General features: G+C 63.5%; 5 protein-coding genes. 1 reads left to right on the top strand and 4 read right to left on the bottom strand.

Features of this window, described 5'->3' with window-relative positions; genetic code table 11:
* Positions 1-205: 205 nt before the first annotated feature.
* Positions 206-1666 (bottom strand): sulfatase-like hydrolase/transferase, encoded by a 1461-nt coding sequence (locus HPY44_13255; protein NSW56972.1) that lies wholly within the window; start codon positions 1664-1666, stop codon positions 206-208.
* Between the two features lie 179 nt (positions 1667-1845).
* Between HPY44_13255 and HPY44_13250 the strand changes: the two genes are divergently transcribed.
* Positions 1846-5343 carry a right-handed parallel beta-helix repeat-containing protein gene (locus HPY44_13250; protein ID NSW56971.1) on the top strand — a complete coding sequence of 1166 codons (3498 nt, stop codon included), beginning with the start codon at positions 1846-1848 and terminating at the stop codon, positions 5341-5343.
* Positions 5344-5406: 63 nt separating this feature from the next.
* Here the strand turns inward: HPY44_13250 and HPY44_13245 are convergent, their stop codons facing one another.
* The 3 genes from HPY44_13245 to HPY44_13235 form a co-directional block, all read right to left on the bottom strand.
* On the bottom strand, positions 5407-6195 hold the full coding sequence (locus HPY44_13245) for a creatininase family protein (protein ID NSW56970.1): 789 nt from the start codon (positions 6193-6195) through the stop codon (positions 5407-5409).
* A 62-nt stretch (positions 6196-6257) separates the two neighbouring features.
* Positions 6258-10259 (bottom strand): carbohydrate-binding protein, encoded by a 4002-nt coding sequence (locus HPY44_13240; GenBank protein ID NSW56969.1) that lies wholly within the window; start codon positions 10257-10259, stop codon positions 6258-6260.
* 53 nt (positions 10260-10312) lie between these two features.
* Positions 10313-11380, bottom strand: a complete 1068-nt coding sequence (locus tag HPY44_13235; protein NSW56968.1) for a hypothetical protein — start codon at positions 11378-11380, stop codon at positions 10313-10315.
* Positions 11381-11424: the final 44 nt, after the last annotated feature.

Genomic DNA, 11424 nt, shown 5'->3' with positions numbered 1-11424 from the left:
GCGGCATCAGCAATCTAGCGAACCCCGCGGTTAGACTCGTGAACTGCGCCGGAACCGCCACCAAAACGTTCATCAGGCTGAACGACACCGTCTCCTTTTCCGCGACGGGGGTATGACTTGCACGAGGGACATTGGTGCTGAACAAGACCGGAACTCGTCACAGCGTCTCGATGGGGCAGGCTCTCCGGGGCCTGCCCCGTGCTTCTCACATGAACCGCAGCCCGCGCTGGCCCTGGATGTGGCGGATGTCTCCCGGCACGAAGGGCCTGTGCGGGAGACCGACCACCCTCCCGTCTCTGATCCACTCGTCATCATTGCCATGACTGTTGGCAACGATCAATTGAAGCAGCGCCTCGCGTTCGTCCGAGTAACGGGGATCCTCGGAGAGGTTGCGGGTCTCGCGCGGATCGTTCTCAATGTCGAAGAGCTGGACTTTGTTCCCAGCCGCTGCGTAGACAAGCTTGTACTTGCCGCGCCGGATCATCCTCTGCGCCGCGTAACCCTCTCCATGCTCGCCGTAGATGTACTCACGCTTCGTCTTTCCGATCATCGAAAGCTGGTTGACCTGTCCAGGGATCGGAATGCCCGCCATCTCAAGCAACGTCGGCATGAGGTCGCCGAACTCCACGAAGCGGTCGTCTTCGGTTGCCGGCTGAATGCGATCGTCGCCCCGTGCGGGGACGAGGATCATGGGGATGTGCGCCGACGGCTCATAGAACGGCGTCATCGCCCACATGTTGTGGTCGCCGAGCATGTGGCCGTGGTCCGAAGTGAATGCGATGATGGTGTCGTCGAGCAGTCCGGCCTCGCGCAGGTAGCCGATGACCACGCGAATCTGGTGATCAATGTGGGTGAGGGTGGCGTAGTACGCCTTCCGGGCCAGCCGCACCTCGTGTTCCGTCGCTGTGTGCAATCCCGTGGGGTACGTGCGTTCCTGCATGTGCAGGGGCAGGTCCTCGAAACGCTGCGCCCAGTCGCCTACCACTGGAAGGTCGATCTGTGCGTCATCATACAGGTCCAGGTAGTCCCGCAGTGGCCATAGCGGCGGGTGCGGGGCCGAGAAGGACAGGTACCAGAACCCGGGCTTGCGTGGGTCCCGCCTGCGAATGGTGCGACACATCTCGCGCGCTGCCCAGTTGATGGGGTGGGTGTACTCGGGCAGATGCCAGGGCCGGGCCACAAAATCGTTCTGTGTCATTCCACCCGCATACTCCTGGCCGCCGAAACCCTGGTCCGCGAGGAAGAGCTCCCAGTCATCCGCGACTCCGTCCGGGATCGCCCGGTGCTGGTGGCGCCCCTGTTCCTCGAGCAGCACATCGTCGAATCCCAGGCGGTCGCGTTGCGGCCAGACGTGCATCTTCCCCACGCAGTATGCCTGGTAGCCTGCATCGCGGAAGCACTGGGCGAGGGTGGGCACCCGCGGCCATTCTTCACCGTCGGTGTAGACCCGGTCGCCGTGCATGCGTGCGGTCATGCCGGTCATCAGGCTCTTGCGCGCCGGGATGCACGAGGGGCAGGCCGAGTAAGCCCGGGTGTATCGCACTCCGCTGCGCGCGAGTTGGTCAAGGGTCGGCGTCATCACCACCGGGTGTCCCGCCGGGCGGGTGTACATGTCTCCCCAGTGGTCCGTGCAGATCAGCAACACGTTGGGCTTGTCCTTTTGCATGCGGCCCACCTCACCAGTCTGCTGTGACGATAGGCGGACAGATTTGCCGCTCTGGGCGCGCAGACCTCCCGGGCGCGGGCCACGTGGAGGAAAGAAGCACCGCCGGCGCGAAAATGTCCGGTATCACCAAGCCGGTGCCGGGTCTCCTGCCACCGCACCGAGACGGGAAGTGAGCTCACATGAATCCAATCGCCCTGCTGATCTGTCTGCTGATCCTGACGGCCGGAGCTCTTGCTGCTCCGGTCGATCTGTTCGTCTCGACTTCAGGGAACGATGCCTGGTCCGGCACCCTCGCCGCGCCCAATGCCGACGGCACCGACGGGCCCTTCGCGACCTTGACCCGGGCGCGCGATGAAGTGCGCCAGCTCAAGACTGCCGGCCGCCTTGCGCAGGGGGCGACAGTCCACGTGCGCGGCGGCACGTACCGGCTGAGCGAACCGGTCCGGCTGGGATCGGAGGACTCCGGCGCTCCCGGCGCGCCCATCATCTGGCGGGCATTCGAGAAGGAACCGGTCACGCTCCTGGCGTCATTGCCCATCACCGGGTTCGGCCCTTGGAAGGGCGAGATCCTGGTCGCCGATCTGAAAGGCACGCCGCTGGAGAAGGTTGCTTTCCGTCAACTCTTCTTCGGCGGACAGCGCCAGACCATGGCGCGCTACCCCAATGTGGACCCGGATGATCCCCATTTCGGGCAGTGGGCCTACGTCCTGGACGCGGAACCGGCGCCGGCCACCAACCTGTCCGTCTCGGACAACATCGCCGCCGTGAAGGACCATTTCACGGCAACCGGCGACGTCATCAAGCCTACGTGGGAGAAGGTGTCCCAGGCCGAGGTCGCGATTCACCCCGCGTATGGCTGGGCGTGGAATATCGTGCCAGTCAAGTCAGTGGACGACGAGACCGACACCATCAACCTGGCCAGACCCGTGAGTTACGGGCTCATGGTCGGGGACCGCTACTTCGTGCAGAATCTTCTGGCTGAACTGGACGCACCGGGCGAGTGGTACCTGGATCGCGATGAGTCGAAGCTCTACTTCTGGCCCCCGGCGGACATCAACAGCGCTGAGGTCGCTGCCCCGGTCGCCGACTCACTGTTCGTGGTTGAAAAAGGCGCGGAGATCACTGTACGCGGCTTCACCCTGGAGCAGTGCAGCGGAACCGCCGTGGCGCTGAAGGACTGCGATCGCTGTCTTGTGGGTGGCTGCACCATCCGCAATACGGGCTCGTGGGCGGTCTCCATCACCGGCGGTCGGGAGTCCGGCGCGCAGGGCAACGACATTTACGCCACCGGCGCGGGAGGGATAACCATCAATGCGGGCGACCGCAAGACCCTCACCCGGGGCGACTGTTTCGCCGACAACAACTACATCCACCACATCGCCGCCTTCCAACGCACTTATAACACCGGCGTGAATCTCAACGGTGTGGGCAACCGCGCCAGCCACAACCTGATCCACGACTGCTATCACCAGGCGCTGCTGCTGGGCGGCAACGACAATGTGGCAGAGTATAATATCGTACACCACACCAACCTGGGTTCCGAGGACACCGGCGGTCTGTACATGTCCTCGCGCGACTACACCCAGCGCGGAAGCGTAATCCGCTACAACATCTTCCGCCACATCGGCGGGTTCGGGAAAGCCAATTCCTGGCAGCCTGTGCGTAACGGGCAGGTGGAGTTTCACTATCCCGGCTTCACCTGGGGCATCTACCTGGATGCGCCCGAGGTGGGCTGCACGATCTACGGCAATGTGCTGTACAGCGTGCCGGTCTGCGGGATGTTCAACCACGAGGGCCGGGACAATACCTGGGAGAACAACATCATCATTGACGCCCCCGCGTTCCGCGTGAGCAGCGGAAACTACCCGCAACTGGACGAGCAGTCATACTCATACATCAAGAAGCTGCGGGAACAGGGGGGCTACGACACCTATCTGGAGCATTACCCCGAACTGGCGACCTACACCGATGACACCGCAACCCACAACACCTGCGCGCCGGGGCGATTCGTGCGCAATATCGTTTACTACACCCCCGAAGGCGGCAAGTGGATGCGCGACAAGAACGCCCGGGCATGGGGAGACGGCCAGCTGGTGTGGACTTTCCGCGGCCCGCAAGCGGCCTTCGACGGCTTCCGCTTTGACAGCAACTGCGTCTTTGGCCCGCCAGATCTGCCCCTCAAGTTCTCCTGCACGGTCACTCCGGGCGCCGAAAAGCTGATGAGCTGGGACGAATGGCGCGGAACCGGCCAGGACCCCCACTCTATCCTCGCCGATCCTCTTTTCGTGGATGTCGAGAAACGTAACTTCCGACTTCGCCCCGAATCACCGGCCCTCAAGCTGGGCTTCCAGCAGATACCTCTGGAGCAGATCGGCCCCTACGAAGACGAACTGCGCGCCAGTTGGCCGGTTGTCGAGGCTCCGGGCGTCTCTGCACTGGGGGACTTCACAACCCAGCGCTTCTTCAAACTGCCGGGAGTGGAGCCGGTCGCGGCAGCGGAAGTGCAGACCCGCGGCGGCCTGGGAAATCTCGCTGCGAAGCTCAAGGCAGGCAAGCCCGTAACCATTGTGGCCTTTGCCGGAGGAAATCACGCGCAGGGCGGCTGGCTGAACCAGTTTGCCGACTGGCTGCGCGCCGGCTATCCGAACTCGGAGATCACAGCCATCAATGCCTCAATCCACGGCGGGTTCCGGGGCTCAGGCGCCAGCGTTTTCCGGTTCGGTCATGATGCCCTGCGTCACAACCCGGACCTGGTGATAATCGACTTCGCCGCCGATGACTTCGAGAGTGGGGACGAGGCCGTGCGTGGCAATGCCGAAGGCATGGTGCGACAGGCGTGGAAGGCCAACCCCGAGACAGACCTGCTCTTCGTCTACGCATTCCGGCCGGAATACGCAACTGACTATGCAAAGGGGATGTGCCCCAGCACTGTATCAGCCTACGAGCGTGTAGGGATGCACTACAACATCCCTTCGGTCAACATGGGTTATCGTATCGCGGCGATGGTGAAAGACGGCAAGGTGGCGCTCAAGCCGGCAGCGGACGGAGCGCAGGCCCCGGACATCCCTGTCTTCAGCCGGGACGGCGTATCCGTGACGGCCGACGGGAACAGGCTGTACGCGGAGAGCCTGACTGATGCGATCACAGAGCTTCTCGAAGCAGGCAGGCCGGGGCCTCACGCGCTGCCCAAAGCCATGCGCGGCCGGAACATGGAGGGCGCGGTGCAGATACCGATCACCCGGGACATGCTGAGCGGGGAGTGGGAGGAGGTTGTTCCTCCGCAGATCGGTGCCAGCAAGTGGGACAACCACTTCGACCGCCTGTGGGTGACGAAGACCCCGGGCTCGAAGCTAACCTTCACCTTCACGGGTACGCGCGCATGGATCTTCGACGTCTTCGGGCCGGGTACCGGGTGCGCGAAGGTGACTATCGACGGGGTGGACCGCGGCGTGCGGCAACAGGTGGACTCGTGGTCATACTACTACCGGCTGGGGAGCCTGGAGATCGGTTCTAACCTGCCTGCCGGAGAGCACACGGTGACGGTTGAGCTTCTGCCGGACGTGCCCGACCGAAGCGTGCCCATCGAGGCCGCAAAGAAGGCGAATCAGTACCGGCCCGCCGACTTCGAGGGAGTAGCGCTTCACTTTGGGGCGATCAGCGTCCTGCAGACGCCCTGAGGCCCCGCGCCGCCTGCAACCCGAGTCGGTCCGGCCCGGACCGTCAGTCAATTGCTCCGGCGATCATCGGTGATCGATGCGCGAGAAGAACTCATTTTGCAGGGCCTGGGCAGCGGTGTCCTCGCGAACCGCTTTGATGATCGCCGCGAGCCTCGGCGCCATCCGTGCCAGCAGCTTCTCGCCCTTCTGAGCGGTGCCCAGCGTCGAATCGCCGGCGTGGTGCTCAGGCCAGTCCGCGTGCCACTCCCAGCCCGTGGACATTGGCGGGAGATGCGCTAACCGTCCCCGCGGTTCACCGGCGGATGTGGCGTTGTCCATCTGCACCAGGTCTGGCCGGGTCGCGAGCACGCTGCTGGTTTCGCCCTCACCTGCGTGGCCGTGGCCCGTTTCCAGGATCTCCGCGTCACTCTCCGCCCAGTAGTAATCACGCAGCCGCGCGTAATAGAGCTGAAATGCCCGCTTCTTCGCCATACCCTTCCAGACGAAGTAGTTGAGCATCGGCTCATTGCCGCCGTGGCCATTCACCAGGATGATCTTCGTGAGCCCGTTGCGCGCAATCTCCTCGCAGATGTTCTCCAGCATGTCCAGCAGCAGTTCGGGCCGCAAGGCCACGGCACCGGGGTGGTGCTTGCCGTCGTGGATCCAGCCGATGAAGTGGGGTGGGAAGATGATCGCGGGCTCTTGCTGCACAGCAAGCTCCGCCACCTTGCGGGCCACGAACACGTCGGTTCCCAGCGGAAGGTGCGGGCCGTGTTTCTCCAGGCACCCCAGGGGGACGACACATACGCCGCCCACATCTTTCACGGCCTGCGCGAAATCACCGACGGTCAACTCTTCCCAGTGGCAGTTCATGGTTTGGTCTCCAGGTTTTCGATTGCCCTGCGGTAGGGCGAGGGCGTTGCGCACCGGCCGCTTTACATCCCCAACTCCCACTTGCTCGTGAGATACGCGCGGATTCTCTCCTGCTCCTCGGGGCTTACCGCTCTCGTGTAGACCAGAATCTCGCCGATATGCCCCTTGAAGAAAGTCTGGACATTGGGCGAAAAGCAGCCCACTCGCACGTGTTTCGCCCAGCGGTCCACTCCGGCGAAAGTCATGATGCGCGGGCCGCCAGTCTCCATCCCAGGCACCGTGCAGGCAAGCCCTGAGATGTAGTCATACTCTTTGCCGTCGCTTGCGGTGAGGATCCGCGGGTCATGGTTCACCTCAAGACCCGGCTCCGGGTTGCTCACCACTGCGAAGATGGTCGCGGTGATCTTGCCCTCGGCGAGATCAGGCAGTTCCATGCGCGTGAACAGCTCTTCCCGGAACTGCAGCGCGGGCTTCCCGTTGATGCCCTCGGGTGCGTAGATGGGCCGGAAGCGCGGGTCGTTCTGTTTGGCGTCCAGGGAGTTGCCGCTGGTGTCCTTCCAGATGGAGACCTTGCCGGCCTCATCCGTCACCACGGCACCGGCTGCGGATGCGTCCAGCCTCACCTTCAGGCCGTCCGTCGGAATGCCCGCTGCTCGCACTTCATCGGGGAAGCAGAGGATCCCAGCGTTGCCCACGCGGTAGGTTGCGTCCCCGGTGCCGCGCCAGATGACCCAGGCGTTTTCCGCCATCTTCCGGACGCCGAGATTGCACAGAAGCAAGGGGGCGTTTCTCGGCACTAATCCGCAGGCCGCGAAGGGTATGCGCCACTCGCAGGTCCACTCACCTTCGGCGACTTTCGCGGCGTAGGCTACGCTCTGACCCAACTTGGCGACAACGTCGGCGGGTGCTCCGGCTTGATCCGTGCTGATGAAGTGTCCGTCCGGCCACCCGTACAGGTTCAGGATCGGCCCGGGGTTCGCGCCCAGGCCGTCCTGGAGCGCGATCTCCATGGCATCCGTAGCACCCCAGTTGTGGTTGCCGATCACGAGATTCCCGGCATTGCTCACAGGGTTTCGCACGGTGACGTAGAGTGCATCATCATCGTATCCGAGCCAAGCCGTGCTTGCAGGTCCGGAGGAAGGCGACCCGTCGTAGGACTCTGCGAGGGTCATCTTCACCGCGGCGTCTGAGCCCGTCCAGGCGTCCGAAATCCCGTCGATCTCCGGCGCCGATTCGAGCCGAATCACACGGTAGATGGGCCGCGGACGAGAGGCCGCAGCGGCTGATCGCGCCGGGAATCTGTCAGCCGGTCGTGCACAGGGGCGGTTCGTGGGCTCCGGCAGCACCATTTTCCCGTCGCGCATCAGCGGCGGCACGCCAACGCCTGAGTAGTCGATCGGCTCCGCGGCCTTCTCCAGACTGACCCAGTCGACGAGACCCACCGGATCGGCGCTGGCGGACCGCACCGAGACGAACAGCTCATGCGTTCCGCGCACCGGCTCCAGTTTTGCGACGAGGTCCCGGAATACTGTCTCGCCGCCGGTTGCGCGGGGGTAGAACTCTCCGATCTTCTCTCCCTGCGGCGCGTCAAGGCGGAGCTCCATCTTGACTTCATTGGGCTGCAGGGCGATGTCCCCACGGTACAGCTCGAAGCGGAAATACTCAAACTCGCCAACGGGCAGGCCGTCTTCGGAGTGGAAGACCAGAAATACATCCCGGGTGCCTGCGGCGTCCACGGAAAGCTCGCCCACGGCTTGAGCGTAGATCTGGATGCGCCCGCCCCGCTTGCGGTCAGTCTGGGGCAGGTCCACGCGGCCCACGAGTTCTCCGTCGACGCTGTCCAGGCGCACCTCGGCCCAGCGCGCTCCGGGGGCATCGTTCCCGTAGATGAAGCGCACCCGCCGGTAGCCCTCGCCCAGCGGCACCTGGTTGAACCGGATCCACCCACCGTCGTTGACGTTATACATGAAGGTCCACTGGCGCCGGATTCTCTCCTCGAGCCCGTCATTGCGAGAGACTTCCATCACCAGCGGGTCGGTGGCCCTGGTGTGGCGGGGAGCAGTGCGACCCGAGCGATCCGTGTTCATTTTCCCATTGGCGCTGGCGAAGCGCATGATCGCCGACTGCCAGTTCTGGTCGAAGTCCACTTCGCCCAGCGAGAACCACGCGCCATCGGTGATCCCGGACAGCCCCGTACCGGAGGGCTTTACACCGTCGGAGCGCGCAGGACTGCTCTCCGCCTCGATGCGGCTGCTCTCGATCTGCGGCCAGACCGGCAGAGCAGGCGGATTCGAGAAATCGTGGCCAAATCGGAAAGGGACGCCGTCGGGGAAATCGGCCGGGGTGAGCTCCGCGCTGGTGCGCTCGAACATGGGGTGGAACACGTTATTGTGCTCGTGCACATCAACGCACATGGTGTTGTACCAAAGGCCTCGCTGCAGGGAACCCGGTGCGGCCCAAAGCAGGTTGTGGTGCAGGTCCACGTCGCAGGTGCCGGCATCCAGGTACACGATCCCGAGGACGCCCCATCGCATGGCCGCCAGGTCGTAGCAGTCATGCATCACGTTGTACACGACCTGCGAGTTCAGGTCATTCAGCGTGCCGCCGCTGCAGTAGTAGCCGGTGATGAACCCCGCGTCCTTGGTCTGCAGCATCCCGTTGTAAAGGTGGTTGTGCGCAAACAGCGTGGCCATGTAGTCCATGGGGGCGCGGTCTCGGGACTGTGTGCTGGTGCCGTTTCCGTGGAAATTGAAGAAATGGCGCCCCGCATTGCGCATGGTGTTGAAGGTGATGACATGCCCGCCCACCAGGAAGTTCTCATATTCCGGAAAGTCGCTCACGGCGTCGGTGATCGCGTTCAAGTAATGGCTGGTGTAGCTGATTTCATCGATCAGGCAGTTGTGGATCGTGTGGTGGTAGCCCCGCAGGTAGAAACCTGCGCCGGCGCTGAATCGCACGCTGCAGTTGAGAAACGAGTTGTCATGGCCGCCCACGAAGATTCCGGTCTCGCCGGACTTGATCGTGTTGCGCCCGTTCTCGATCTGCCCGATGTCGTAATGTCGGGTGTAGTGGGAGACGTAGGCGATGTCGCAGCCGTCCACCACGCAATGCGCAGACTCATCCAGACGTAGCGAGGCGGCGCGGATAGTGAGCCCCTCGATGCGGATATGCTGCTGCCCGCTCAGGTCGAAGGCGAGTTGCCGGCGCTTGGCTTCCACACTGCCGGGCCGCTCCCCGGCCGGCGGGATGAAGTACAGTGTGTTGTCCTGCCAGTGCCACTCGCCGGGGCGGTCGAGGGCGTTCATGTGCCCCACGATCATCCCCCGCCCTTCGCTGTCGCCATAGCCCGATCCATACGAGGTGCCGAACCACCAGGTGCGTGTGCGGTCGCCGACGGTGATCTCGCCGGCTTTCGAGCTCTCGATGATCCCGGTCTGCGCCGCCCAACCCTCGTAGTGGATTCCGTAGTAACACGCGCCTTTCCAGTAGTCGTCCGGCTGCCCGGCCAGGAGGTCGCTGACGATGCGTCCGGGTTGCTCCGCGACGGTCTCCTTCGGGATCGTGAACTTGCCGGAGGTGGGCCAAAGGGGAGACAGGTCGGACACGTACATCCCCAGGTCCTCGCCCGGCTCATTGGGGAAGCGCGCCTCGATCATCACCTGACCGTTGGCGAATACCTGGTTGCGCCCGGGGCCAAGCGTCCAGGGCATCGGCGCCTTCCAGATTCCCTTCCCCGCATCATGCAGCGTCCAGCCCTCGACCAGGTCGCAGCCCGTCACAGTCACTCTCCCAGTATCGAAGGGGCGAATAGTGATCGGCCTGCCCTCCGTGCCGCTTGCGGGAAAGGTCACTGACTCACGATACACGCCGCCGTGGATGAGCAGTGTATCGCCTGGCTGGAGCTTATTGACTCCGGCCTGAATTGTGCGCAGGGCCTGGTCATCGCCGGGCCCGAGACCCGTATTGCCGTCATCGCCCGTGGGGGCGACGTGGTACTCGGCCGCGCACGCCATGCCCGTCATGAGAAGCGCCGCAGCGATAGAGGTGATCAGTGTGGGGTTCATGCGTTATCTCCAGAGCCCTCCAACCAGGTGCAGGTGGTATGCGATGCAGATGGCTACGCCATTTCTGAGGCGAAGTCGTGGATCGCCCGGACGATCTGCGGGTAGCTGCTGCGCCAGACACCGGGTGGAACATTCTCCGAGATCTGGATCTGAAGCTGTCCAGACGCCCCCGCCTGTTGCAGGATATCCATGGCCGCCTGGTATACGCGCTGCGGTTCGGCTACATGCACCGAAGATGGGAAGTTCAGGAACAGGCGCATCTCGGGCCACTCGCGCAAGGCGTCTGCGGGCGAGGTGTCATTGTCCGGCGGCGGTGAGAAGGAATCGACGCCCTGCAGGCCGGACTCGCCGATCGCCTTCCACAGCGGCCTCAGGTCGCCGTCCATGTGGCAGAAGACCTTCACATGCACGTCCTGCATCATCTCCGCCAGACGCTGGTACATGGGAAGGCAGAACTGCCGGAAGTACCGCTCGCCGATGGTCGGCGCGGTGATGTTGTCCGGGAAATCCACGAAATGGAGGGGCTCCTCCTTCGCAACCGCATAGACACAGTCGAAGATCTGCAGTTCGATGCGATTCAGCTCTGCGATGACATCCGCCATGATCTCGGGGCAGTCAATGAGATGCAGCGCCAGGTTTTCGAGGCTGACCCACTGGATCCACAGCTGCTGGTAGGCCGTTCGGGCGACGGCCACCAATGGCAACCCGTCTTCGCCGAGAGCTTCCCGGTTTGCGAGGTACCCGTCGCGATACTCGTGCACCTGGATGTCGCGCAGGTACGACAGGAGGACCTCATAGTCCTCTGGCTCGCGCACATAGTGGGAGTGAGCGGCGGTGGTGTTGTAGGTAGGCTCATACAGGCGCTCTTCGCTCAGGGTCCCTGCGGGTGTCGAGAGTGTATTGCGCATGCCCCTGCGCCCGCCGATCTCCACCTGCTCCGACGTCATCGAACAGTTCGGCGTGTGAAAGCTGTGTACCGCGGTCCAGCGCAAGATGCCGAGGTTGTCACGTCCGACGACGTCCCAGATCTCCTGGTTTGGCGCGGCTATGCCGTCATACTGGACGAAGGGCACGCGGTCCAGTTCATATCCGTGGATCACCGCGATGATCCGGTCCCTCATGCAGGTGGGCTTCATTGCAAAGAGTAGTCCTCTCCTGGTGTCTG

Source organism: Armatimonadota bacterium, from assembly GCA_013314775.1.
In the GTDB taxonomy this organism is placed as follows: Bacteria; Armatimonadota; Zipacnadia; order Zipacnadales; family JABUFB01; genus JABUFB01.
Note: the sequence above shows the minus strand (reverse complement) of the source record. Positions and strands in the feature narration are given on the sequence as shown.